The 23,402-nt window shown below is 70.2% G+C and carries 22 protein-coding genes; 5 read left to right on the top strand and 17 right to left on the bottom strand.

All coding sequences use genetic code 11. The features are described from left to right. Nucleotides 1-73: 73 nt before the first annotated feature. The 16 genes from metK to J3S89_RS18940 all read right to left on the bottom strand — a co-directional run bounded on the left by metK (nucleotide 74) and on the right by J3S89_RS18940 (nucleotide 17,680). A complete protein-coding gene (gene metK, locus J3S89_RS18865; RefSeq protein WP_217929528.1) occupies nucleotides 74-1,270 on the bottom strand; it encodes a methionine adenosyltransferase in 1,197 nt (398 codons plus the stop codon). Nucleotides 1,271-1,581: 311 nt separating this feature from the next. Then, on the bottom strand, nucleotides 1,582-1,998 hold the full coding sequence (locus tag J3S89_RS18870) for a helix-turn-helix domain-containing protein (RefSeq protein WP_217930211.1): 417 nt from the start codon (nucleotides 1,996-1,998) through the stop codon (nucleotides 1,582-1,584). Between the two features lie 232 nt (nucleotides 1,999-2,230). Further along, nucleotides 2,231-3,865 carry an apolipoprotein N-acyltransferase gene (lnt, locus tag J3S89_RS18875; RefSeq protein WP_217929530.1) on the bottom strand — a complete coding sequence of 545 codons (1,635 nt, stop codon included), beginning with the start codon at nucleotides 3,863-3,865 and terminating at the stop codon, nucleotides 2,231-2,233. A gap of 71 nt (nucleotides 3,866-3,936) precedes the next feature. Next, a complete protein-coding gene (locus J3S89_RS18880) occupies nucleotides 3,937-4,932 on the bottom strand; it encodes a hemolysin family protein (protein ID WP_217929532.1) in 996 nt (331 codons plus the stop codon). Between the two features lie 75 nt (nucleotides 4,933-5,007). Continuing rightward, nucleotides 5,008-5,511, bottom strand: coding sequence for an rRNA maturation RNase YbeY (ybeY, locus tag J3S89_RS18885; RefSeq protein WP_217929534.1), 504 nt, complete (start codon nucleotides 5,509-5,511; stop codon nucleotides 5,008-5,010). Further along, nucleotides 5,508-6,665 (bottom strand): PhoH family protein, encoded by a 1,158-nt coding sequence (locus J3S89_RS18890; protein ID WP_230489137.1) that lies wholly within the window; start codon nucleotides 6,663-6,665, stop codon nucleotides 5,508-5,510. The genes ybeY and J3S89_RS18890 overlap by 4 nt, the downstream gene beginning before the upstream one ends. Further along, nucleotides 6,662-8,059 carry a tRNA (N6-isopentenyl adenosine(37)-C2)-methylthiotransferase MiaB gene (miaB, locus tag J3S89_RS18895; RefSeq protein WP_217929536.1) on the bottom strand — a complete coding sequence of 466 codons (1,398 nt, stop codon included), beginning with the start codon at nucleotides 8,057-8,059 and terminating at the stop codon, nucleotides 6,662-6,664. The genes J3S89_RS18890 and miaB overlap by 4 nt, the downstream gene beginning before the upstream one ends. A gap of 164 nt (nucleotides 8,060-8,223) precedes the next feature. Beyond that, complete coding sequence (olsA, locus tag J3S89_RS18900; RefSeq protein ID WP_217929538.1) at nucleotides 8,224-9,006, bottom strand: lyso-ornithine lipid O-acyltransferase; 783 nt, start codon at nucleotides 9,004-9,006, stop codon at nucleotides 8,224-8,226. Between the two features lie 4 nt (nucleotides 9,007-9,010). Next, nucleotides 9,011-9,394: a Fur family transcriptional regulator gene (locus J3S89_RS18905; protein ID WP_217930215.1), complete on the bottom strand. Its 384-nt coding sequence runs from the start codon at nucleotides 9,392-9,394 to the stop codon at nucleotides 9,011-9,013. Between the two features lie 115 nt (nucleotides 9,395-9,509). After that, complete coding sequence (locus J3S89_RS18910) at nucleotides 9,510-10,049, bottom strand: GNAT family N-acetyltransferase (protein ID WP_217929540.1); 540 nt, start codon at nucleotides 10,047-10,049, stop codon at nucleotides 9,510-9,512. After that, nucleotides 10,046-10,765: a tRNA (adenosine(37)-N6)-threonylcarbamoyltransferase complex dimerization subunit type 1 TsaB gene (gene tsaB, locus J3S89_RS18915; RefSeq protein ID WP_217929548.1), complete on the bottom strand. Its 720-nt coding sequence runs from the start codon at nucleotides 10,763-10,765 to the stop codon at nucleotides 10,046-10,048. The genes J3S89_RS18910 and tsaB overlap by 4 nt, the downstream gene beginning before the upstream one ends. An 87-nt stretch (nucleotides 10,766-10,852) precedes the next feature. Next, nucleotides 10,853-11,407: a NifU family protein gene (locus J3S89_RS18920; RefSeq protein WP_217929549.1), complete on the bottom strand. Its 555-nt coding sequence runs from the start codon at nucleotides 11,405-11,407 to the stop codon at nucleotides 10,853-10,855. Between the two features lie 134 nt (nucleotides 11,408-11,541). Beyond that, on the bottom strand, nucleotides 11,542-12,033 hold the full coding sequence (locus J3S89_RS18925) for a universal stress protein (protein WP_217929550.1): 492 nt from the start codon (nucleotides 12,031-12,033) through the stop codon (nucleotides 11,542-11,544). A gap of 104 nt (nucleotides 12,034-12,137) precedes the next feature. Continuing rightward, nucleotides 12,138-13,199: a tryptophan--tRNA ligase gene (gene trpS / locus J3S89_RS18930; RefSeq protein ID WP_217929551.1), complete on the bottom strand. Its 1,062-nt coding sequence runs from the start codon at nucleotides 13,197-13,199 to the stop codon at nucleotides 12,138-12,140. Between the two features lie 67 nt (nucleotides 13,200-13,266). Next, complete coding sequence (gene murJ / locus J3S89_RS18935; RefSeq protein ID WP_217929553.1) at nucleotides 13,267-14,862, bottom strand: murein biosynthesis integral membrane protein MurJ; 1,596 nt, start codon at nucleotides 14,860-14,862, stop codon at nucleotides 13,267-13,269. A 25-nt stretch (nucleotides 14,863-14,887) separates the two neighbouring features. Next, on the bottom strand, nucleotides 14,888-17,680 hold the full coding sequence (locus tag J3S89_RS18940; protein ID WP_217929554.1) for a [protein-PII] uridylyltransferase: 2,793 nt from the start codon (nucleotides 17,678-17,680) through the stop codon (nucleotides 14,888-14,890). A gap of 292 nt (nucleotides 17,681-17,972) precedes the next feature. Here J3S89_RS18940 and J3S89_RS18945 point away from each other — a divergent pair, with 292 nt between their 5' ends. Continuing rightward, a complete protein-coding gene (locus J3S89_RS18945; RefSeq protein ID WP_217929555.1) occupies nucleotides 17,973-18,149 on the top strand; it encodes a hypothetical protein in 177 nt (58 codons plus the stop codon). Nucleotides 18,150-18,295: 146 nt separating this feature from the next. Here J3S89_RS18945 and J3S89_RS18950 read toward each other — a convergent pair whose 3' ends face one another. Beyond that, a complete protein-coding gene (locus J3S89_RS18950) occupies nucleotides 18,296-19,510 on the bottom strand; it encodes a penicillin-binding protein activator (protein WP_217929556.1) in 1,215 nt (404 codons plus the stop codon). A gap of 179 nt (nucleotides 19,511-19,689) precedes the next feature. Here J3S89_RS18950 and rsmI point away from each other — a divergent pair, with 179 nt between their 5' ends. The 4 genes from rsmI (at nucleotide 19,690) to J3S89_RS18970 (ending at nucleotide 23,168) form a co-directional block, all read left to right on the top strand. Then, a complete protein-coding gene (gene rsmI, locus J3S89_RS18955) occupies nucleotides 19,690-20,643 on the top strand; it encodes a 16S rRNA (cytidine(1402)-2'-O)-methyltransferase (RefSeq protein WP_217929557.1) in 954 nt (317 codons plus the stop codon). Beyond that, on the top strand, nucleotides 20,640-21,041 hold the full coding sequence (locus J3S89_RS18960) for a YraN family protein (RefSeq protein WP_217929558.1): 402 nt from the start codon (nucleotides 20,640-20,642) through the stop codon (nucleotides 21,039-21,041). The genes rsmI and J3S89_RS18960 overlap by 4 nt, the downstream gene beginning before the upstream one ends. Nucleotides 21,042-21,234: 193 nt before the next feature. Further along, the gene (gene gshB, locus J3S89_RS18965; RefSeq protein ID WP_217929559.1) at nucleotides 21,235-22,188 is read left to right on the top strand and encodes a glutathione synthase; all 954 of its coding nucleotides are present in this window, start codon (nucleotides 21,235-21,237) and stop codon (nucleotides 22,186-22,188) included. A 23-nt stretch (nucleotides 22,189-22,211) separates the two neighbouring features. Continuing rightward, nucleotides 22,212-23,168, top strand: a complete 957-nt coding sequence (locus tag J3S89_RS18970) for a substrate-binding domain-containing protein (RefSeq protein WP_217929560.1) — start codon at nucleotides 22,212-22,214, stop codon at nucleotides 23,166-23,168. Nucleotides 23,169-23,402 lie beyond the last annotated feature (234 nt).

Raw genomic sequence — 23,402 nt, forward strand, 5'->3', positions numbered from 1 at the left:
TGCGGCACCCGGCAATGAAGGAGGCGCACGCGGGGACGGCCCACGTGCGCCTCGGATCGTCTCGGAGGTCGGCTCAGGCGCCGACGGCGGTCTTCAGCGCGTCGACGAGATCGGTCTTCTCCCAGGAGAAGCCGCCGTCGGCGGCGGGCGCGCGGCCGAAATGGCCGTAGGCCGAGGTGCGGGCATAGATCGGCTTGTGGAGGCCGAGGTGCTCGCGGATGCCGCGCGGCGAGAGGTTCATCACCTCGCGCGCGGCCTTCTCGATCGCCGCTTCCTCGACCTTGCCGGTGCCGTGCAGGTCGCAATAGACCGCGAGCGGCTGCGACACGCCGATGGCGTAGGCGAGCTGGATGGTGGCGCGGTCGGCGAGGCCGGCGGCGACCACGTTCTTGGCGAGATAGCGCGCGGCATAGGCGGCGGAGCGATCGACCTTGGTCGGGTCCTTGCCGGAGAAGGCGCCGCCGCCGTGCGGGGCCGCGCCGCCGTAGGTGTCGACGATGATCTTGCGGCCGGTCAGGCCGCAGTCGCCGTCGGGACCGCCGATGACGAACTTGCCGGTCGGGTTGACGTGCCAGATCGTCGCGGCGTCGACCCAACCCTTCGGCAGGGTCGCGGTGATGTAGGGCTCGACGATGGCGCGGATGTCGGCCGAGGTCAGCGTCTCGTCGAGATGCTGGGTCGAGAGCACGATCTGGGCGGCGCGAACCGGCTTGCCGTTCTCGTAGGCGACGGTGACCTGGCTCTTGGCGTCGGGGCCGAGCATCTTGAGCGGGCCGGCCTTGCGAGCGATCGCCAGATCCTCGAGGATCTTGTGGGCATAGTAGATCGGCGCCGGCATCAGCTCCGGCGTCTCGCGGCAGGCGTAGCCGAACATGATGCCCTGGTCGCCGGCGCCCTCGTCCTTGTTGCCGGCCGCGTCGACACCGACGGCGATGTCGGCGGACTGGGGATGCAGCAGCACCTCGATGTCGGCATATTCCCAATGGAAGCCGTCCTGCTCGTAGCCGATGTCGCGGATGGCGAGCCGCGCCAGATGGCTGAGCAGATCGTGGGTGATGGCGGCGGGACCGCGGGTCTCGCCGGCGATCACCACGCGATTGGTGGTGGCCATCGTCTCGGCCGCGACGCGCAGATGCGCGGGATCCCATCCGAGTTCCGGTCCGATCCGGAAGAAGGCGTCGACGATCTCGTCGGAGATGCGGTCACAGACCTTGTCGGGATGACCTTCGGAGACGGATTCGGAGGTGAAGAGATAGCTCGCGCGAGACACGTCTTCGGTTCTCTTTGAATGAGCCGGTCGGCAGGCCGTCGAAGGCGCGACGTCGGCGGGAACACAGGCCCGGGCCGGGTGGCCGAACCTGCCCTCGCCCGGCGATTTCCCGGCCGAAAGGCCCACTCGTTTAGCAACGCCTGTGCAATGCGGTCAAGCGCCGGCACCGGCTCGGAGCGTCGCGGCGGGCGTCGAGGCCGACACGAACGCCCGCGGATCGACCGCGGGCGTTCGAAATCGAGCGCGCGAGACGCTCTCCGAGCGGGTTCACGACGTTTCGACACGGCCGAAACCTCGCGAGCCCCCGGGTCTCACTCCTCCTCGTCGCCGGCCATCGCCTTGACGAGTTCGACCACCTTGCGACGCTGCTTGGCGTCCTTGATGCGAATGAAGGCCTTGTTGAGCGAGAGACCCTCGGAGGACGACAGGAAGTCGACCACGTAGGACGCGGACTGCGGCTCGTCGAAACCCTGATCGCCGGCGACCGGCGCGTTGCCCGGCGCGTCCTCGAAAAAGAAGGCGACCGGCACGCTCAAGACTCGAGCGATGGCCTGGAGTCGGCTGGCGCCGATACGATTGGTGCCCTTCTCGTATTTCTGAATCTGCTGGAAGGTGATGCCGAGATGCTCGCCGAGTTTTTCCTGACTCATTCCGAGCATCATGCGACGGAGCCGAACTCGACTGCCGACATGAATGTCGATCGGATTGGGGGATTTCTTACTGGCCATATCCATGCCTTTGCTTTTCTTTGGTATGTTTCGACTCGACATCGAAGCGTTTCGCAGGGGACGACTTCGATCGATGCCGCGGCGGCCATTTCGCATGTCCTCATGTATCCGGAGAGTTACCGAATACGATCCCGAGGGGATCACCGAGTCATCGGTGCAGGATCCGAACAGGTCCAACTCGCCATCCGCTGGCCGAACATTGTGAGCGCACGCGCGCGAAGTCAACGATGCCCTAACCGACAGGATGAATGCGTCTGTAACCTGCCCACGAAAAAGCGGTTAACGCGAGTACCAGGGACGGCAACATACCCCAACGTGAGAAGACCGTGGGGGCGGCGGGGCGCGGCAGATCGGCGTCGACGATGCCGGTGGCCCCCAGCGTGAGGCTCGCCACAAGGCGTCCGTTGCCGTCGATCACCGCCGAAATTCCGTTGTTGGCGGCGCGAACCACCGGCAGCCCCTCCTCCACCGCGCGCAGTCGCGCCTGATGCAGGTGCTGCCAGGGACCCGGCGTCATGCCGTACCAGGCATCGTTGGTGACGTTGAGCATCCACTGCGGCGGATGCGCGCGGTCGACCACCCGGCCGGGGAAGACGATCTCGTAACAGACCAGCGGCGCGAAGGACGGCAGGCCGGCGATCTCGATCGTGCGCAGGCCCGGCCCGGCGCTGTAGCCGCCGCGCAGCTTGGTCAGCTGGCGCAGGCCGATCGATTCCAGAAGATCCTGGAACGGCAGGTATTCGCCGAAGGGCACCAGATGGGCCTTGTCGTAGGCGGCGAGGATCTCGGCGCCGCGACCGAGGGCGTAGATCGAATTGTAGTAGCGATGGCGGACCTCGCCGGCGGCGGGGGCCTCGGCCCGCACCGCGCCGGTGAGGAGGGTCGTGTGATCGCCGATCAGCTGGGCGATGGTGGAGAGCGCCCAGGGCTCGTTGGTGAGCAGGAAGGGAAAGGCCGATTCCGGCCACACCAGATGGGTGATGCCGGGGATGCCCTTGGCACCGCCGCGCAGACCGTCGGGCAGCGGCTTGCCGGAAGCGTCGAGGGCGGGGCGCGAGGACAGTTCGACGTAGCGCTCGACCGTCTCGGTCTTGAACTCCGGCCGCCACTTCGCCCATTGGTCGATCGCCGGCTGGACGAGACGCAGGTGGACGTCGGGGACGAATTCGGTCCGGGCCTCGTGCAGCCGCAGCGCGCCGAAGGCGACGACGCCGACGAAGACCACCGCCGTCGCGGCGGCGAAGCGGCGATCGGCGCGCGCGCCCCGGGAGAGGACCGCCGGCGCGGCGAAGACCATCACCGCCAGAAGCGTCAGGCCGTAGCCGCCGAGGATCGCGTCGATCTGCATCATCGGCTCGTTGGCGGCGAAGCCGTAGCCGATCAGATTCCAGGGAAAGCCGGTCAGGACGTGGCCGCGCAGCCAGTCGGCGACGAAGAAGCCCAGCGCCAGCGCCGCGATCCGGGCCGGACCGTCGCTCCACAGGAGACGGGCGATCGCGGCGGCGAGGCCGTGGAAGAGGCCGAGGCCGATCGACATCACCGCCAGCGCGATCGGCAGCAGCCAGCCGAATTCGGCAATATCGACCAGGAAGGCCGCGCCGATCCACCACAATCCCGCGAGGAACCAGCCGAAACCGAAGGCCCAGCCGATCAGGAAGGCCGGCCCGAGCCGCGTCAGGCGGCCGCCGCCCTTCAGATCGGCGGCGCCGTCGAGCGCCCACACCAGCACCGGGAAGGAGATCCACAGCACCGGGAAGACGTGGAACGGCGCCAGGGACAGGGCGCCGATCGCGCCGGCGAGGGCGACCACCGCGGCTCGTCGCCAGCCCCACGACAGAGTGACGGCATGCGCCGTTCGTTCGAGCACGGGCGGGGTCTCCCTCGCGAATCACGCCGCCCCTCGCGGCCGCCCCACCTCGTGCGGAGGGCGGCGGGCCGTCAAGTCGCTTCGCCCTCGCTCGGCTCGATCCGACGCAGACCGAGGCGTTTCAGCCGCCGTTGATCGGCGTCGAGAATCTCCACCGCCAGATCGGGCAGGCGCTCGGAGAGGAAGGTCTCGCCGACGGCCGGCACGCGGCCGGCGAGCGAGACGACGAGGCCGCCGATGGTCTCGACCTCCTCGTCGAGACCGACGCCGGAGAAGTCCCAGCCGGTGGCCTCGGCGGTGTCGTCGAGTTCGGCGCGCGCATCGACGATCCAGCGGCCGGGGCCGGCGGCGACGATCACGTCGTGTTCGTCCTCGTCGTGCTCGTCCTCGATGTCGCCGACCACGGTCTCGACGATGTCCTCCATCGAGATGAGGCCGTCGACACCGCCGTATTCGTCGATCACCAGGGCCATCTGGATGCGCTGCGACTGCATGCGCGCCAGGAGGTCGCTCGCCGGCATGGTGCCGGGCACGAACAGCACCGGGCGCACCAGCCCGGTGTCGGCGAGGCGGGCGGAGAGGTCCGCGCGGGCGAGATCGAGACGGGGATCGTCGTCGTCGCCGAGGCGGGCGGCGCGCGTGACGTGGCTCATCAGATCGCGGATGTGGATCATGCCGACGGCCTCGTCGAGGCTCTCGCGATAGACCGGCATGCGGGAATGGCCGGAGGCCATGAAGGCGAGCAGCAGGCGCTCGAGCGTGGTGGCCTCGTCGATGCCCTCGATGTCGGCGCGCGCCACCATGACGTCGTCGACCCGGGTCTCGCGCAGCCGCAGGATGTTGCGGATCATCTCGCGCTCTTCGGCCGAGAATCCGCCTTCCCCGGTGTCGTCCAGGGCGCTCTCGAGATTTTCGCGGAGATCGGCGGCGGTCGGCTTCCACCCCACCACCGCGCGCAGTCGATCGATCCAGCTCTCGCTCGATCGGAGGGGAGGTTCACCACGGGTGTCGGAGGCCTTGGCCGCCTCGCCCGTGGTGCCGGTACTCTGGGAATGCGCGTCGGTCATCTCACGTCGATCTCTCTGGGGTCTTCCAAATGCCGGGCCCCGTCCGCGAATGGTGCGGCGGCGCGGGCGCGCCTGTCAATCGATCGCTTCGCCGTAGGGGTCGGCGATGCCGAGGCCGGCGAGGATCTCGGTCTCCAGCGCCTCCATTTCCTCGGCCTCCGCGTCGGTCTCGTGATCGAAACCGAAGAGGTGGAGAAGGCCGTGGACGAGGAGGTGGGCGAAGTGATCGTCGAAGCGCTTGCCCTCGTCGGCGGCCTCGCGGGCGGTCGTCTCGCGGGCGACGGCGACGTCGCCGAGAAGGGGGCCGGGCTCGTCGTCCTCGTCGGCGGCGGGAAAGGAGAGGACGTTGGTCGGCTTGTCCTGGTCGCGCCAAGTGCGGTTCAACACGCGGACATGGGCGTCGTCGGTCAGGAGCAGCGACAGTTCGGCCCCCTCCGGCACGATCAGCTCGGGCCGGGCGGCGACGGCGGCGGCGACGCGCTCGACGAGCGGGCGCCACGCCGCCTCCTCGCCCCAGTCGCCGGCCTCGACGGTCGCCTCGACCGTGATCGCGGGCGCGGGGTTCGTCGTCGCGCTCACGACCGGCCTCCACCGCCCTGGAGGGTGGGGTCGATGCCGTATTTGTCGCGCAGGTCGCGCTCGGCGTTCGCCCGTTCGGCCTTCTCGGCCGCCCACCGCTCGCGGATCTCGCGTTCGACGGCGAGCTTCTCGCGCGAGGCGTCGTCGTAGGCCTTGACGATGCGGGCGACCAGTTCGTGGCGGACCACGTCCTTCTCGGTGAAGTTCACCCGGATCATCCCGTCCATGCCGGCGAGGATCTCGAGCGCGTCGACGAGGCCCGACCGCGTGCCGGGCGGCAGGTCGACCTGGGTCGGATCGCCGGTGACGATCATCTTGGAGTTCTCGCCGAGGCGCGTCAGGAACATCTTCATCTGCATCGCCGTGCAGTTCTGCGCCTCGTCGAGCAGCACCACCGCGTTCGAGAGCGTCCGGCCGCGCATGAAGGCGAGCGGCGCCACCTCGATCATGCCGGACTGGAGGCCGCGCTCGACCTTCTCCGCCGGCATCATGTCGTAGAGCGCGTCGTAGAGGGGCCGCAGATAGGGATCGACCTTCTCCTTCATGTCGCCGGGCAGGAAGCCGAGGCGCTCGCCGGCCTCGACCGCCGGACGCGACAGGACCAGGCGATCGACGTCGCCGCGCTCGATCAGCGCCGCCGCATAGGCGACCGCCAGATAGGTCTTGCCGGTGCCGGCCGGGCCGATGCCGAAGACGAGGTCGGCGCGGTCCATGGCGCGGACATAGGCGTCCTGGGCGGGCGTGCGGGCGGAGACGGTCTTGCGGCGGGTCGAGATCTGGGCCGGCGTGAAGCGGGCCTTGGGCTCGAGGGTCGGCAGCGGCAGCTGTTCGGCCTCGTTCTCGGCCATGCGGATGGCACCGTCGACGTCGCCGGGGTGAACGTCGTGGCCCTCCTGGAGGCGATCCCAAAGGGTCTCGAGCACGCGGCGGGCCTGATCGCAGGCCTCGTGGCCGCCCTTCACCGTCACCTGATTGCCGTGGGCGATCACGGTGACGTGGAGGCGACGCTCGATCTCGGCCAGATTCTGGTCGAACTGGCCGAACAGATCCGACACCAGCCGATTGTCGTCGAAGGCGAGGACGACATGGGTCAGGTCCGAGGCGTGGCCCGTCACCGGGAAGTTCGAGGACGACGGGCGCTTCGCATCGCTCACTGGGCAACTCCGTGGACGGAGACCGGGGGTTCGCTCCTCGACGGCGGATCGAGCAGCGCGGCGGAGAGGGAATTGGCGGCGACCGCCTCGACGCGGACCGGAACGATCCGCCCGAGGAGTTCACTCGGGGCCTCGAGATGCACCGCCTGGAGCCAGGGCGAGCGGCCGGCGAGCTGGCCGGGACGGCGGCCCGGCTTCTCGAGCAGGACGTCCATGGTCATGCCGAGACGTGACAGATTGAAGGCGCGCGTCGCCGCGTCGATCGCCGCCTGGAGCCGGGCGAGACGCTCGATCTTGACGCCTTCCGCTATCTGATCGGCCTCGCCGGCCGCCGGCGTGCCGGGGCGGGCGGAATATTTGAACGAGAAGGCGGAGGCGTAGCCGACCTCCTCGACGATCCGCAGCGTCGCCTGGAAATCCTCTTCCGTCTCGCCGGGGAAGCCGACGATGAAGTCGCCGGAGAGCGCCATGTCCGGGCGGGCGGCGCGGATCCGGTCGATCAGGCGGAGATAGTCGTCGCGGCCGTGGCGGCGGTTCATCGCCGCCAGGATCCGGTCGGAACCGGACTGCACCGGCAGATGCAGATAAGGCATCAGCTGGGGCAGATCGCGATGGGCGGCGATCAGATCGTCGCTCATGTCGCGGGGATGGCTGGTCGTGTAGCGGATGCGGTCGAGGCCGGGGATCTCGGCGAGTGCCCGGCACAGGCGGCCGAGGCCCCAGGCGGTGCCGTCGGGACCCTCCCCATGGAAGCCGTTGACGTTCTGTCCGAGCAGGGTCACCTCGCGGACCCCGGCATCGGCGAGCCGGCGGGCTTCGGCGAGAATGCGGTCGACCGGCCGCGAGGTCTCGACACCGCGGGTATAGGGCACGACGCAGAAGGTGCAGAACTTGTCGCAGCCCTCCTGCACCGTCAGGAAGGCGGTGAGACCGCGCGCGATGGTCTTCTCTCGGGTGGCGGGGGCGAGGTGATCGAACTTGTCCTCGACCGGGAACTCGGTCTCCACGACGCGGGCGCCGTTGCCGGTGCGGGTCAGGAGATCGGGCAGGTGATGATAGCTCTGCGGGCCGAACACCATGTCGACCACCGGCGCGCGGCGGGCGATCTCGCGACCCTCGGCCTGGGCGACGCAGCCGGCGACGCCGACGAGGAGCTTCTCGCCGCGCTCGGCCTTCTCGCTCTTCAGCACGCGCATGCGGCCGAGCTCGGAATAGACCTTCTCGGAGGCCTTCTCGCGAATGTGGCAGGTGTTGAGGATGACCAGATCGGCCTCCTCGGCGCTCGGTGCCTCGATCCATCCGAGCGGCGCCAGCGTGTCCGTCATACGCTCGCTGTCGTAGACGTTCATCTGGCAACCGTACGTCTTGATGAAGACCTTCTTCGTTTCGCTCATCGACCGTCTTTTGAAAATCGGGCGGCGCGACCTCGGGCGGCCCTTGTTCCTCTTCGATCCTCTAGCGCAGATCGGGGGCGGGGAAAACAGCGCCGGCCGGCCCACCGGCGTTTTCCCGCGCGGCGTGGCCGGGCGGCGTCACGATCCGCCGGTCCGATCGGCGCTCACGGGCGCAGCACCCCGAGGAGATCGGCGCGCACCGCGCTCTCCAGATCGACGGCGAGCGCCTTGCGGTCGGTGCGGGTGTCGAAGGGCCGGGCCCGGCCCCAGACGATCTCCACGTCGATGCCGCCGGCCGTGAAGATGCCCCAGAGATGAGGCGGCAGGTCGACGTCGCCGGTCCAGCCGACGCGCGGGCGTTCGGCGCGGCCGATCGGCATGCCGGCGATGCGAGTATAGGCCACGGTCAGCGGCTGGACCCAGACCTCGGTGGCGCCGCCCTCGTCGATCGCCGCGCGGGCGGCGCCGAGCAGGGCGGAGCGGAACGGCAGCACGACGTCGCCGGTCGACGACGTGCCCTCGGGAAACAGCACCATGCAGTCGCCGGCGGCGAGGCGGCCGGCGAGTTCGCCGGTGGCACGGCCGGTGGCGGTGCGACGGGTGCGATCGACGAAGACCGAACGCTGCAATTTGGCGAAGAGGCCGAAGAGCGGCCAGGTCGCGACCTCGGACTTGGCGACGAAGGAGATCGGCATCAGGCTGGCGATGACGGGTATGTCGAGCCAGGAGACGTGATTGGGGGTCACCAACAACGGTCGATCGGCGACCGGGGCGCCATGGACCGAGACGCGCACGCCCATCGCGGCGAGGGCGTTGCGATGCCACCAGATCGGCAGGCGGCGCGACAGGCGCCAACCGCGCCGCACCGCCAGCATCTGGGTGGGCAGGGCCACCAGCGTGACCGCGGCGAGCCGCGCGATCGCCAGGGCGGCGACGAAGCGCCTCATGACGTCACGACTCGTCGGTCTCGTCGAGCGGCACCCCGTAGAGCTCCAGGCGATGATCGACGAGGCGATAGCCGAGCTCGCGGGCGATGAACTGCTGCAGCTTCTCGATGTCGGCGTTGCGGAACTCGACGACCTTGCCGCTCCTCAGATCGATCAGATGATCGTGGTGATCGTCGGAGACGGTCTCGTAGCGCGAGCGACCGTCGCGGAAGTCGTGGCGCTCGATGATGCCGGTGTCCTCGAACAGCTTGACCGTGCGATAGACGGTCGAGATCGAGATGCGGCGATCGATCGCGGCGGCGCGGCGGTGCAGCTCTTCGACGTCGGGATGATCGAGCGAGGTCTCGATGACGCGGGCGATGACGCGACGCTGATCGGTCATGCGCATGCCGGCGGCGACACAGCGATCCTCGAGCGGTCCCTCGGACGGGATCTCGTCGGGCTTGTTCGTCGTTGGGTTCACGGGTGACCTCCCCCGGCCGGATCGAACTGGTTCATCGCGATTAGCGAAGATCGGCGCGCATGACAAGCGCGGTGGCGCCCGGCACGGTGCCGTGGGCGTAGTATCCCTTGCGCTCGCCCACCTTTTCGAAGCGCAGGCGGCGATAGAGCGCGAGCGCGGCGGCGTTGCCGGCGTCGACCTCGAGGAAGAGGCTCGCGACGCGGTCGCGATAGAGCCGGCGCATCGCCTCCTCGATCAGGGCGCGGCCGACGCCGCGGCGGCGATGCGAGGCGGCGACGGCGATGGTCAGGATCTCGGCCTCGTCGGCGGCGACCCGGACCAGCACGAAGCCGACCGCCGATCGGGTTCCGAAGGCGTTGGCGCGGCGGGCGACGACGCCGAAGACGCTCTCCTCGCGCAACAGCGCGGCGAGATCGGACGCCGACCACGCGGCGCCGGGAAAGCCGGCCGCATGGATCGTCGCCAGCCGCTCGGTATCCTCGCTCCAAGCCTCCTCGAAGACCAGCAGCGACCGCGACGACCACGAATTCCAAGGCGCCGTCCAGGCGCCGATGTCCCACAGATCGTCCCACAGGCTCATCGCGCCGCCTCCCCGAGCAGGGCCTCGGGCGTCAGCCGCGCCAGACGGCGGCCGTCCTGTGGCTTGGCGTCGGCCGGACGCACGTAGAGCGGCGACGGCTTGTCGCAGGCGCCGCCACAGGCGTCGAGGCGGGCGAGCGCGAGGCGGGCGATGGTCTCGATGCCGGGGATGGCCGGCGCGGGGAGCACGGCGAGCGCCGGGGCATGGGCGGCGACGAGGCCGGCGCCGGTGCCGACCAGGACCGCGTCCCGGGCACTCGCCCGTTCCGCGACGAGGGCCGGGGCGATCACCTCGGCGCGGCCGAGCGGGGCGCCCTCGGCGGTGAAGCCCTGGGCGTAGACCTCGTCCTTGCGGGCGTCGAGCACGGCGAAGATCGCCCGGCCGGGCACGATCGCGCGGGCTTCGGCGGCGAGCGCCTCGAGCGTCGGCACGCCGACCGCCGGCCTTCCGGCGGCCAGCGCGAAGCCGCGCGTGGCGGCGACGCCGATGCGGATGCCGGTGAAGGAGCCGGGGCCGGTGGTGACGGCGAAGGCGTCGATCGCGTCGAGCGGCGTTCCGGCGCGAGCGAGCAACGCGTCGATCGCACCCATCAGGCGTTCGGCGTGACCGCGCCCGATGATCTCGGTCTCGGCGAACACGTCGATCCGATCGCCCTCCCGGACGAGGAGGGCCACGGCGAGCGCATCGAGTGCGGTGTCGACGGCGAGCAGTTTCATGAGATGCAGACTACCTCGGTTGGCGGCCGCGGATCATCGCGACGTTGGTCGAGAGGACCCGCGATCGACGGACCGAGAGAGCCACTCTCAGGAGACGGCGCGGACCTCGCGCACTTCCGGAATGAAGTGCTTGAGCAGGTTCTGGACGCCGTTGCGCAGCGTCGCGGTGGAGGACGGACAGCCGGAGCAGGCGCCGCGCATGGTCAGATAGACGATGCCGTCCTCCCAGGAATGGAAGGTGATGTCACCGCCGTCGCCGGCCACCGCCGGGCGGACGCGCTCGTCGAGGAGCTGCTTCACCGTGGCGACGATGCGGGCGTCGGCGTCCGAATAGGCCGTCTCGGCCTGCGCGGTGTCCGCCTCCACCAGAAGGGGCGCGCCGGACATGAAGAATTCCATGATCGCGCCGAGGATGGCGGGCTTCAGGTGCTGCCATTCCGGGCCGTCCTTGGTGACCGACACGAAGTCGGCGCCGAAGAAGACGGCGGTGACGCCGGAGATGCCGAACAGGCGCGCGGCGAGCGGCGAGGCGGCGGCCTCGGCGGCGGAACGGAATTCCCGCGAGCCCTCGCCCAGGACCTTGCGGCCGGGAACGAACTTCAGCGTGGCGGGATTGGGCGTGACTTCGGTCTCGATGAACATCGCTTCTCCTCTCTCGGTTTCAAGGGCCGAGCCGGATGGAATGTTTCCAGATAGGGCCTTCCGCGCCCCGCGTCCAGACGCGGGCGCCGGAAGAAGGGGCGAGAGCCGCACCGAGCGCGGTTTCGTCGCGGCGATCAGGCGATCGCGGCGATGTCGGCGTCGGAGAGATGGCCGGGGACGATGGTGATCGGCACGGGGAAGGTGCCGGAGGCGCGGCCGAGCGAGGTGACGAGCGGGCCCGGGCCTTCCGAGCCGGTGCCGGCGGCGAGCACGAGGACGGCGATGTCCTCGTCCTCCTCGATCAGGCGGACCACCTCGCCGGCGCGCGTGCCCTCGCGCACCACCGTCTCCGGCAGGATCGCGGCGATCTCGGCGACACGGGCGGTCACGGCGGCGAGGACGCGCTCGGCCTCGGCGCGGGCCTCGGCGCGCATCACCTGCTCGACGCCGAGGAAGCCGCGGAAGTCGGCGTCGTCGATCACGTAGAGCAGCACCAGCACGCCGCCGGTATGCTCGGCGCGGCGCGCGGCGAAGACCACCGCGCGGTCGCATTCGGCCGTGTCGTCGACGACGACCAGGAACTTGCGCCGGTGACCGGCTTCGAGAGAGCTTCGCTTGAGAGCCATGGCGCGAGGCTGCCACCGGGCGGCGAGGAACACAAGGCCCCTCGCCTCGTCCGTTCACGGGGCGCGTCGTCGCATCGACCGGTCCGGATCGCGGCTCGGCGCGGTCAGCGCAGGAAGCCGACGATGTCCTTGACGGCGTTCATCACCGGCGCGGCGATGGCGGAGGCGCGTTCGGCGCCCTCGCGCAGCACCGTGTCGATGTGGCCGGGGTCGGCGACGAGGCGCTTCATCTCCGAGCCGACCGGGCCGAGCTTGTCGACGGCGAGATCGGTCAGGGCCGACTTGAAGCCGGAGAACTGACCACCGCCGAACTCGGCGAGGACGTCGGCGGCGGTGCGGCCGGAGAGGGCGGCGTAGATGCCGACCAGATTCTCCGCCTCGGGGCGCCCGGCCAGACCCTCGACCTCGCTCGGCAGCGGCTCGGGGTCGGTCTTCGCCTTGCGGAGCTTCTGGGCGACGGTGTCGCGGTCGTCGGTCAGGTTGATGCGGGAGAGGTCGGAGGGATCCGACTTCGACATCTTCTTGGTGCCGTCGCGCAGGCTCATGACCCGGGTCGCCGGGCCCTGGATCAGCGGCTCGGTCATCGGGAAGAAGGCGTCGCCGAACCCGTGCTCGGCGATGGATTCGGCGAAGTCGTTGTTGAACTTCTGCGCGATGTCGCGGGTCAGTTCCAGATGCTGCTTCTGGTCCTCGCCGACCGGCACGTGGGTGGCGCGGTAGAGCAGGATGTCGGCGGCCATCAGTGAGGGATAGGCGTAGAGACCGAGCGAGGCGTTCTCGCGATCCTTGCCGGCCTTCTCCTTGAACTGGGTCATCCGGTTCATCCAGCCGAGGCGGGCGATGCAGTTGAAGACCCAGGCGAGTTCGGCGTGCTGATGGACCCGGCTCTGGTTGAAGACGACGTGCTTCACCGGATCGATGCCGGCGGCGAGGAAGGCCGCGGTCACCTCGTGGATGTTGCGCGCCAGTTCCTTCGGGCCGCCCCAGACCGAGACCGGCTGCGTGATCGCATGGAGATCGACGACGCAATAGATGCAGTCGTGGGTCTTCTGCATCTCGACGAAGCGCAGGATCGCGCCGAGATAATTGCCGAGATGGAGGTTGCCGGTCGGCTGGACGCCCGAAAAGACACGGGGGGCGATGGCGGCGGAGATCTCGTCGGTCATGTCGATTGAGTCCTCGGGGACGGGCGCCACGCTCCAACGGACGGGCGGAGGGCGCGATTGCGGCGGGTTATGCGCGATCCGACGGGTCCTCGCAAGCCACATCCTCGTCGCGACGGCGCGCGCGGCCGAGCGCGGCGAGGTCGATCGCCCGGGTGAGGACGACGAGGCCGGCGTAGACCGCGACCCCGCCGGCGACGAGCAGGCCGAGGCCGGCGAGGCGCGCCGAGGTGGAGGGCGCGGCGAGAAGGGCATCGACGCCGAGGGGCCGCAGCGCCGCCACCCCGGCGCCCATGGCGAGCGCGGCGGCGAGGAGGCGCGGCAGCCGGCGGCGGCTCTCTCCGTCGAAGCGCCAGTGTCGGCTCCGGATCAGGGCGGCGGCGAGAAGGGCGAGGTTCGCCCAGGCGGCGGCGGCGGTCGCCCAGGCGACGGCGACCCAACCGAGGGACGGCCGCAGCGCCAGCGCCAGCGCGATGTTCACTCCCACCGCGACGAGGCCGTGGATCATCGGCGTCACCGTGTCGCCGCGCCCCCAATGGGCGGCGGTGAGGACGCGGATCCCGACGAAGGCCGGCAGGCCGAGGGCGAAGGCGGTCAAGGCCCGCGCCGTCGCGGCGGTGTCGGCGGCGGTGAAGGCGCCGCGCTCGAAGAGCACGGCGACGATCGGCGTCGCCAGCAGCGCGAGGCCGACCGCCGCCGGCAGGGCGAGGGCGAGGGCGGCCTCGAAGGCGCGGTTCTGGACCCGGTGGACGGTCGCGGCGGGACGGTTCATCACCGCCTCGGTGATCTCCGGCAGCAGGACCTGGCCGATGGCGATGCCGACGATCCCGAGCGGCAGCTGATAGAGACGGTCGGCGTAGTAGAGCCAGGCGACGGCGCCCGGCTCGATCGAGGCGATCATGGTGCCGACGACGAGGCTCAGCTCGGCGAAGCCGCCGGCGAAGAGGCCGGGAAGCACCGCGCGTCCCAGCTTCCGCAAGGCCGGCGAGCGGTCGGGACGGGCAAGGTGCGGCAGGATCCCGGCGCGGGCGGCGACGGCGAAGACGAACAGCGCCTGAACCACTCCGGCGATCGCCACCGTCGCCGACAGGAGCCGCCCGGCGAGAAGGCCGCTCGGCACGGCGAGGACGATCAGGCCGACCAGCGTCGCGATCAGCAGGAGATTGAGGATCACCGGAGTGAGGCCGACGGCGAGAAAGCGCTTCTCGGCCGCCAACTGTCCGCCGAGGAGGGCGACCACCGCGATCCCGATCAGATAGGGAAAGGCCAGGCGGGTCAGCGCGGCGGCGGTCGCCAGCCGGTTCGGGTCGTCGGCCCAGCCCGGCGCCAGGACGGCGACGAGCGGCTCGGCCCAGATCCAGGTCGCCACCGTCAGGACCGACGTCGCCACGGTCAGGACGACCAGCGCCCGCCCGGCGAAGCGGCGGGCGGCCTCCTCGCCGGCCTCCTCGCGCAGCGCGACATAGGCGGGCACGAAGGCGGCGGCGAAGGCGCCCTCGGCGAAGAGGCGGCGAAACAGATTGGGCAGGCGCAGGGCGACGACGAAGGCGTCGGCGATCGGCCCCGAGCCGAGCACGGCGGCGACGAGCCCGTCGCGCAGGAAGCCGAGCAGGCGGCTGAGCAGGGTGGCCGAGCCGACCACGACGGCGTTGCGCAGGATCGTCATCGCCGCCCTCCGCCGCCGGCCCCGGTCATGCCGCGGGCTTGCGCGCGGCCTCGCGCGAGGGACCGTCGAAGGCGCGGACGAGGTGCTCGCGGATCGTCTTTTCGCGCGAGCGGCTCTCGACCTTGTGGCCGATCAGATCGGTCACGTAGAAGACGTCGACCGCGCGCTCGCCGAAGGTCGCCACGTGAGCCGAGGCGATGTTGAGGTTGAGATCGGAGATCTCGCGGGTGAGGTCGAAGAGGAGGCCGGGGCGGTCGAGCCCGGAGACCTCGATCACGGTGAAGCGATCCGACCAGGCGTTGTTGACCATCACGTCGGTCGGGATCTGGAACGCCTTCAGACGGGCCTTGACCAGCCCCTTCTTCTGCTCGACCTGCTCGGGCAGGCGTTCGACGCCGGTCAGTGTCTTCTCGATCAGCGCGGTGATGCGCTGGCCGCGGCGGCGTTCGTCGGCGTCGTCGGGGAACTCGCGGCCGACGAAGATCGTGTCGAGGGCGAGGCCGTCGGTCGTCGTATAGATCTGGGCGTCGACGATGTTGGCGCCGGCCACGGCGCAGGCGCCGGCGATCGCCGACAAGAGGCGGGGATGGTCGTCGGCGAGCACGGTGATCTCGGTGACGCCCTCGAAGATGTGCGGCATCACAGAGGTGGCGAGGTGCTTGCGATCGCGGGTCGCCTCGCGGATGAAGGTGGCGTGCTCGATTTTGCGGGCGATGTCGACGCGCAGCCAATAGGGCGCGTAGTGGCGCTCCACATAGGCCTTCTTGTCCTCCTCCGACCAGCCGACGAGGCGATCGCACAACTCCCGCTTGGCGCCGGCGACGCGCTGGTCGCGGGTGACCTGGGAATGGCCGCCGGCGAGGAAGGGTTCGGTCTCGTAATAGAGCGTGCGCAGGAGCTGGCCCTTCCAGCCGTTGAAGACGCCGGGACCGACGGCGCGGATGTCGGCGACGGTCAGGCAATGCAGCAGGCGCAGGCGCTCGGGGCTCTGGACGATCTCGGCGAAGGTCTCGATGGTGCGGCGGTCGTTGAGATCGCGGCCTTGCGCGACCGAACTCATGACGAGATGGTTCTCGACCAGCCAGGCGACCGTCTCGGTCTCGGCCGGGGTCAGGCCGAAGCGCGGTCCGAGCTTGCGGGCGATCTTGCCGCCGTAGAGCGAATGATCCTCCGGCCGGCCCTTGGCGATGTCGTGCAGGAACGTCGCGACGTAGATCACCTTGCGGTTCTGGATGCCGGGGAAGAGCTCGGTGGCGAGCGGCACCTCGTCCTTGATGGCGCCCTTCTCGATCGCCGAGAGCTCGCCGATGGTGCGCAGCAGGTGCTCGTCGACGGTGTAGTGGTGATACATGTTGAACTGCATCATCGCCACGACCTTGCCGAACTCGGGCACGAAGCGGCCGAGCACGCCGGTCTCGTTCATGCGGCGCAGAATGCGCTCGGGCGAATGGCGCGAGGCGACGACGTCGACGAACAGACGGTTGGCGCCCTCGTCGTTCCGGACCGCCTCGTCGATCAGGCGCAGCGACCGGGTCATCAGCTGCAGCGCGTCGGGGTGGAAGTCGAGGTTGTGGCGGTCGGCCTCGTGGAAGATGCGGATCAGATTGACCGGATCGCGCTCGAACACGGTCGGATCGGCGACGTTGATGCGGGCGTTGTCGACCACGAAGGGGCCGCCGTCGCCGACCACCTTGGGCTTGCGGCGGCGGGTGAAGCGGCCGAGCAGGCGGTTCAGCGCCGGGGTCTGCTTGACGTGCTCCTCCTCGAGGGCGGCGCAGAAGATCAGCGTGAGGTCGCCGACGTCCTTGGCCACCAGGAAGTAGTGCTTCATGAAGCGCTCGACCGAGCGCTGGCCGGCCTTGTCGACATAGCCGAGACGGGCGGCGATCTCGCGCTGGAGATCGAAGGAGAGGCGCTCCTCGGCCCGGTTGGTGGCGAAGTGCATGTGGCAGCGAATGCCCCACAGGAAGTCGTCGCAGCGCTCGAAGCGGCGGTATTCGGCGCGGGAGAAGACCCCCGCCTGGATCAGATCGCGGGCGTCCTTGACCCGATAGAAGTACTTGGCGATCCAGAACAGGGTCTGGAGATCGCGCAGGCCCCCCTTGGCCTCCTTGATGTTGGGCTCGACCAGATAGCGGCTCATGCCCTGGCGCTTGTGGCGCTCGTCGCGCTCGGCGAGCTTGGCGGCGATGTATTCGCGGCCGGTGCCCTGCACCACCTCCTGATCGAAACGCACGGTCAGTTCGTCGAACAGGGGGCGGTCGCCCCAGATCCAGCGCGCCTCGAGGATGGCGGTGCGGATGGTCAGATCGGAGCGCGACAGGCGGATGCATTCCTCGACGTTGCGGGTGGCATGGCCGACCTTCAGGCCGAGATCCCACAGCATGTAGAGGATGTATTCGACGACGCTCTCGCCCCACGGCGTCTGTTTGTAGGGCAGCAGGAACAGGAGATCGATGTCGGAGCCCGGCGCCAGGGTGGCGCGGCCGTAGCCGCCGACCGCCGTGACCGACAGGCGCTCGGCCGAGGAGGGGTTCTTGACCGGATAGACGTGGGTCACGGCGAAGTCGTAGACGACGCGGATCAGCTCGTCCTGAACGTGGGAGAGACGCTCGGCGCAGAGCACTCCGCGCCGATCGGCCAGAAGCAGGCGCTGGACGCGATCGCGGGTCTTGGCGCGTTCCTCCTTGAGGATCGTCAGAACCTTGGCACGAATCGCCGGATTGCCACCGTCGGCGCCGTCGGCGACGAGCGCGGTCAGGCGGCGGCGCAGGTCGGCGGAATCGATCAGGCCCTCGAGCAGTCTCGGTGCGGTCATCGGGGGTCCGTCTCCTCGTCGTCCGTTCGCGCCGGGCGGCTCCCGTCTCCGCCGGTCCCGGTGCGCCACCTTTGCCACGACGCGCGCGGTATTTCCATGGCCGATCGTCCGGGCGCCCACGGAGGGGCGGACAGCTCTGCGACCAAGGGAGGCTTTACGTCCGTGGTTTTCCCGATGTATCAAGCCGCGTTTCCCACGGTGCCGTGGGTGCGCGAGAGGGGACCGGGCAGAACTTGCTCACGGGCGGCCGCCCCGACCTCGCCGTCCGTTTTCCCTTCTCGAGGAGGAATCGATGTCCGTTCTGATCGCCATGCTTCTCGCCGTCGTCGTCTGGGTCGGCGCCACCGTGATGTTCGGCTATGCCGGCCTCATCATCGGCGCCCTGGTCGGCGTCGCGGTGATGTACGCCTTCATTCTGGCGCTGACCGCGTCGGGCCTCTTCGCCAAGAAGGGCGGCGCGGCGCACTGAACGCCGCCGTTTCGCGCCACGCGACGATCGACAGGACGGCGGTGCCCACCGGGCGCCGCCGTTTTTTTCATGTCTCGACAGTGTGGGGGCGCGTGAGCGGCCGACCCCGGGCCACCGCCGGGATCAGGCCCCCGTCACGACAGGGTTCACGACCCGGGCGCGAACTGCTTCGGCGCGGGCGAGACGATGCGCGCGGTGCCGCCGCCGACCTCCATGACCGCGAGACCGCGCTCGGAGGTGCCGTCGGCCTTGAAGCGGAACAGGCCGGTGACGCCGAGGAAGCCGTTGCGCGAGAGCAACACGTCGTCACGGAAGGGCTTGGCGCCGGCATTGCGGACCAGCCCCGCGGCGAGGAAGACCGCCTCGTAGCCGAGAATGGCGAGCGGGCCGGGAGCCGAGCCGTAGTTCGCCTGATAGCGGCTCCTGAAGCCGTCGGATCCGGTCGGATCGACCGCCGGGAACCAACCGCCGGCCAGCGCCGGCGAGGAGAGGCTCGCCGGATCGTTCCAACGGCCCGAGCCGAGGAACTTGACGCGCGAGCGATCGAGCCCGGCCGAGACCATCGACTGGATCACCATGGCGGCGTTGCCGCCGGCGTCCGGTACGAAGACCGAATCGATCGACGAGCCGAGCTTGGCGACCGTCGCCGCCTTGGCCTGGATGTCGGCGGTGTCGCCCTTGTAGCGCTCCACCCCCATCAAGCGGACGCCCGAGCGGGCGGCCTGTTCGCGGAAGGCGGCCTCGACGATCAGGCCGTAGGCGTCGTCGGGAACGATCGCCGCCATCGACTTGCGATTCTGCGAGGCGGCGTAGGAGACGATGCGCTCGACGTCGGTCGCGGGCAGGAAGCCGATCAGATGGACGCCGCGCGAGGCGACCGAGGTGTCGGTGGTGAAGGTGACGACCGGCACGCCGGCGGCGCGGGCCGGCTCGGCGGCGCCGCGCGCCGATACCGCGTTGAGCGGGCCGATGATCAGCTGGGCGCCCTGGGCGACCGCCTCGGAGGCGGCGCGTTGGCCGCCCTCGGTGGTGCCGGCGTCATCCTTGACCATGATCTGGACGTCGGCGCCGGGGAAGTCCTTCAGCGCCAGTTCGGCGGCGTTGCGCAGCTGTCCGGCGATCTGAGCCGACTGGCCGCCGGCGGATTTGGGCAGGATCAGCGCGATGCGCACCGACCCGGCGCCGATCACGTCGCCACTGGCGGGCATGGCTCCGCCGGGTGTAGGTTCGGCGAAACCACCGCCCCCGCTCCCACCCGGGAAGGTGCTGCCGCAGGCGGCGAGGGTGAGCGTGGAGACGCCGGTGATCGCGACGGTGAGAAACCGCCGGCGAGCGGCGAGGGAGGGGGCATTGCGCGGCAAGGAGGAACACCTCTTTTCGGACGATGCGGCCACCCGACGTACTGGCCCATTCGGGTCGGATTTTGTCCTTCCCGGGGCGACAAGTCAAAACCCGACGCCCCGAATTCCACCCCGTCCGCTCTCCGAAACCTGAGAAGCCGGCGTTTTCACCAGCCTTTTCCCCCCGACGAAGGGTCGAGATGACGGACCTGAGACAAACGGACGCGAGCCCCGACGACGACACGATCGACGACGCGCCGGGCTCCGCGACCTATCGCATCGACGCCGCCACCTTCACCGCGCCGCGTCTCGCGCCGGGCCTGCACGTCGTCGCCACGCCGATCGGCCGTCTCGCCGACGTCTCGCTGCGCGCGCTCGAGACCCTCGCCGGCGCCGACACGATCGCCTGCGAGGACACGCGGGTGACGCGGGTGCTGCTCGAGCGCTACGGCATCCGCAACCGTCTCGTCTCCTACAACGATCACAACGCCGCCGAAAGGCGGCCGCGACTGCTCGCCGCCCTCGACGAGGGCAAGGCGGTGGCGCTGGTGTCGGACGCCGGGACGCCGCTGGTGTCGGATCCCGGTTTCAAGCTGGTGGGCGAGGTGATCGCCGCCGGCCATCGGGTGATCCCGGTGCCGGGTCCCTCGGCGATGCTGGCGGCGCTGGTGGCGAGCGGGCTGCCCTCCGACGCCTTCCTCTTCGCCGGGTTCCTCTCGCCCAAGAGCGAGGCGCGGCGCCATCGGCTGGAGGCGCTCGCCCGGGTTCCGGCGACGTTGATCTTCTACGAGAGCCCGCATCGGCTGGCGGACTGCCTCGCCGACGCGGTCGCGGTGCTCGGGCCGGAGCGTCCGGCGGCGATGGCGCGCGAATTGACCAAGACCTTCGAGGAGATCGTGCGAGCGCCGCTCGGCGCATTGGCGGAGACCTTCGCCGCGCGTTCCGTCAAGGGCGAGGTCGTCGTGGTGATCGGTCCGCCGGCCGAGGAGACGACCAGTGCGGCCGACGTCGACGCGATGTTGCGCGCCGCGCTCGCCCGTCAGGCGCCGGGCAAGGCGGTGGCCGAGGTCGCGCGCCTCACCGGCTTCGACCGCAAGGCGCTCTACGAGCGCGCCATGGCGCTGAAGAGCGGCGGAGGCGAGCCGCCGCGATGAGCCCGCGCGACCGCGATGAGCGCCGCCGCGCCTATGGTCTCGGGCTCGACGCCGAGACGCGGGCGGCGTGGGTGTTGCGCCTGAAGTTCCACCGGATCCTCGCCCGTCGCTTCCGCTGCCGGGCCGGCGAGATCGACCTGATCGCCCGGCGCGGCCGCACCCTGGTCTTCGTCGAGGTCAAGGCGCGCGCCACCGAGGAGGCGGCGATCGAGGCGGTGACGGCGCGGGCGCGGGCGCGCATCCTCGCCGCCGCCGATCTCTGGGTCGCCGGCCATCCCCACTACGCCGCGTTCGACCGCCGCTTCGACGTGATCGCGGTGCTGCCGAACCGCTGGCCGCGCCACCGCGCGGACGCCTTTCGCGGCGACGATCTCGATCTGCCGCGCGGGCGCCGGTGACGGCGATGTTCCACATGAAACGCTGCGGAAGGTCGTCCCCGGAACCGATTTCGACCGCGAACACCCGTTTCGGTCACGGTTTCGTGGCGTTGTCGGCGCCGAGCGCGCGCGCTAGAACGGAACCACGCCGCACGACCGCGGCCACCCCGCGACGCCTCGCGCCCGTGGCCGCCGAAGAGAGGATCGCTGTCGCATGACGCTCGACGTCGCCGTCCAGATGGACCACATCGCCACGATCAAGATCGCCGGCGATTCGACCTTCGCCCTGTTGCTCGAGGCGCAGGCGCGCGGACACCGCCTGTGGCACTACACGCCCGACCGGCTCGCCCTGCGCGACGGCCGCGTCTTCGCCGGAGTCGAGGCGCTCACCGTGCGCGACGTCGCCGGCGACCACTTCACCCTCGGCGCCGCCGAGCGGGTCGATCTCGCCCGATTCGACTGCATCCTGCTGCGCCAGGATCCGCCGTTCGATCTCCATTACGTCACCACGACGCACATGCTGGAGCGGCTCCACCCGAGGACCCTGGTGGTCAACGATCCCGCCAGCGTCCGCAACGCGCCGGAGAAGATCTTCGTCACCGAATTCCCCGACCTGATGCCGCCGACGCTGATCACCCGCGACGTCGAGGAGATCCGCGCCTTCCGCGCCGAGCACCGCGACATCGTGATGAAGCCGCTCTACGGCCACGGCGGCGCCGCCGTGTTCCGGGTTCGGGCCGAGGACGAGAATTTCGGCTCGCTGATGGACATGTTCGCCTCGACCTGGCGCGAGCCCTGGGTGATCCAGCGCTATCAGCACGAGGTGCGGCACGGCGACAAGCGCATCATCCTGGTCGACGGCGTCTTCGCCGGCGCGGTCAACCGGGTGCCGGCGGCCGACGATCTGCGCTCCAACATGGTGCGCGGCGGGCAGGCGGCGGCGACGGACCTCACCCCGCGCGAACGCGAGATCTGCGAGCGGATCGGCCCGGCGCTCAAGGAACGCGGCCTGATCCTGGTCGGCATCGACGTGATCGGCGACTGGCTGACCGAGATCAACGTGACCTCGCCGACCGGCATCCGCGCCATCCGCCGTCTCGGCGGGCCGGACATCGCCGCGATGGTATGGGACCGTATCGAGGCCCGGATCGCCGCGCGCGCCGCCTGACGACAGCCTCCGGAGGCCCGCCCGTGACTGCAGTCCGCGCCGCTCGCACTCTTCTCGCCGCCGGCCTCGCGGTCGCGGGCGCCCTCCTCGGCGGGGGCGGCGACGGCGTGGCGGCTGAGCGCTACGCCGTGGTCGGGCCGGCCGCCGGCAGCAGTTTCCACGAGGCGGTGGCGGCGGGTTGCGCGGCGCGCGCGGCCACGCTCGACGGCGCGACTTGCGTCTTCCTCGCCCCCGGCCGCGCGGAGACGCGCAGCCAGGGCGAGATCATCGCCGCCCTCACCGCCGAGAAGATCGACGGGATCGCCGTCTCGCCGGCACTGATCTCCGAGGTCCTGCCGGCCGTCGCCGCCGCGCGCGCCGCCGGCCTTCCGGTGATCGCCTATGACGCCGATCTGCCGGCGGATGCCCGCGACGCCTTCGTCGGCAGCGACGCGCGCGACTTCGGCCGTGCGCTCGGCGCATCGCTGCGCCGGTGGCGGCCGGACGGCGGCCTCTACGCGGTGCTGACCGGCGATTCCGCCTCGCGCAATCTCACCGAACGGGTGGCCGGCGTCCGCGACGCGCTTGGACCGTCGTGGCACGAGATCCCGGCTTCGCCGGTGACCACGTCGACCGAGCCGCGCGAGGCGGCGGCGGCGCTCGACCGGGTGATGAGCGATCACGCCGAACTCGACGCGGTGATCTCGGTCGGGGCCTGGCCCTTCCTCGACGAGGCGCGGTGGCGCGAGATCGCCGGCCGTCACAAGGACCGTCTCGACCGGGCCAAGGTGGTTCTGGTCGTCGCCGACGCCCTGCCGGTCGAACGCGCCCTGGTGCGCGACGGTCTCGGCCATGTGCTGGTCGGGCAGCGGCCGGCCGAGATGGGGGCGCGCATCGCCGAGATCCTGACGGCGCGGCGGGCGGGACGGCGCACGCCCGAGATCGTCTACGCCGGTTTCGACGTCCTGACGCGGCGCGATCTGCTCGACGACACCAAGTGATACCGATCACAGGAAATTCCGACTCGTCGGAATTTCCTGTGGTTGCGACCCGACCAGCCGACGCCCGTTCGGGCTCGCCTTCGCCTACGAAGGTTCGGACGGGTCGAGACTTCGTAGGCTCGGTATGACGAGCCGTTCGAGCGATGTTCCCATTTTGCAACCGGACGATCGCGGAATCGGCGGCTCCGGTTGCAATCGATCTCGGTTTGTTCTAATGAGAACCATCGAGGGAGG

Origin of the sequence: Pinisolibacter aquiterrae (genome assembly GCF_019160155.1) — a bacterium.
GTDB classification, from domain to species: domain Bacteria; phylum Pseudomonadota; class Alphaproteobacteria; order Rhizobiales; family Ancalomicrobiaceae; genus Pinisolibacter; species Pinisolibacter aquiterrae.

Coding starts and splice junctions, on each gene's coding strand:
- J3S89_RS18880 (WP_217929532.1), bottom strand. CDS start 4,932: ATGACCGACGCGCATTCCCAGAGTACCGGCACCACGGGCGAGGCGGCC.
- J3S89_RS18945 (WP_217929555.1), top strand. CDS start 17,973: ATGTCCGTTCTGATCGCCATGCTTCTCGCCGTCGTCGTCTGGGTCGGC.
- miaB (WP_217929536.1), bottom strand. CDS start 8,059: ATGAGCGAAACGAAGAAGGTCTTCATCAAGACGTACGGTTGCCAGATG.
- rsmI (WP_217929557.1), top strand. CDS start 19,690: ATGACGGACCTGAGACAAACGGACGCGAGCCCCGACGACGACACGATC.
- tsaB (WP_217929548.1), bottom strand. CDS start 10,765: ATGAAACTGCTCGCCGTCGACACCGCACTCGATGCGCTCGCCGTGGCC.
- gshB (WP_217929559.1), top strand. CDS start 21,235: ATGACGCTCGACGTCGCCGTCCAGATGGACCACATCGCCACGATCAAG.
- J3S89_RS18960 (WP_217929558.1), top strand. CDS start 20,640: ATGAGCCCGCGCGACCGCGATGAGCGCCGCCGCGCCTATGGTCTCGGG.
- J3S89_RS18905 (WP_217930215.1), bottom strand. CDS start 9,394: ATGCGCATGACCGATCAGCGTCGCGTCATCGCCCGCGTCATCGAGACC.
- J3S89_RS18870 (WP_217930211.1), bottom strand. CDS start 1,998: ATGGCCAGTAAGAAATCCCCCAATCCGATCGACATTCATGTCGGCAGT.
- J3S89_RS18910 (WP_217929540.1), bottom strand. CDS start 10,049: ATGAGCCTGTGGGACGATCTGTGGGACATCGGCGCCTGGACGGCGCCT.
- trpS (WP_217929551.1), bottom strand. CDS start 13,199: ATGACCGACGAGATCTCCGCCGCCATCGCCCCCCGTGTCTTTTCGGGC.
- J3S89_RS18925 (WP_217929550.1), bottom strand. CDS start 12,033: ATGGCTCTCAAGCGAAGCTCTCTCGAAGCCGGTCACCGGCGCAAGTTC.
- J3S89_RS18940 (WP_217929554.1), bottom strand. CDS start 17,680: ATGACCGCACCGAGACTGCTCGAGGGCCTGATCGATTCCGCCGACCTG.
- murJ (WP_217929553.1), bottom strand. CDS start 14,862: ATGACGATCCTGCGCAACGCCGTCGTGGTCGGCTCGGCCACCCTGCTC.
- J3S89_RS18920 (WP_217929549.1), bottom strand. CDS start 11,407: ATGTTCATCGAGACCGAAGTCACGCCCAATCCCGCCACGCTGAAGTTC.
- olsA (WP_217929538.1), bottom strand. CDS start 9,006: ATGAGGCGCTTCGTCGCCGCCCTGGCGATCGCGCGGCTCGCCGCGGTC.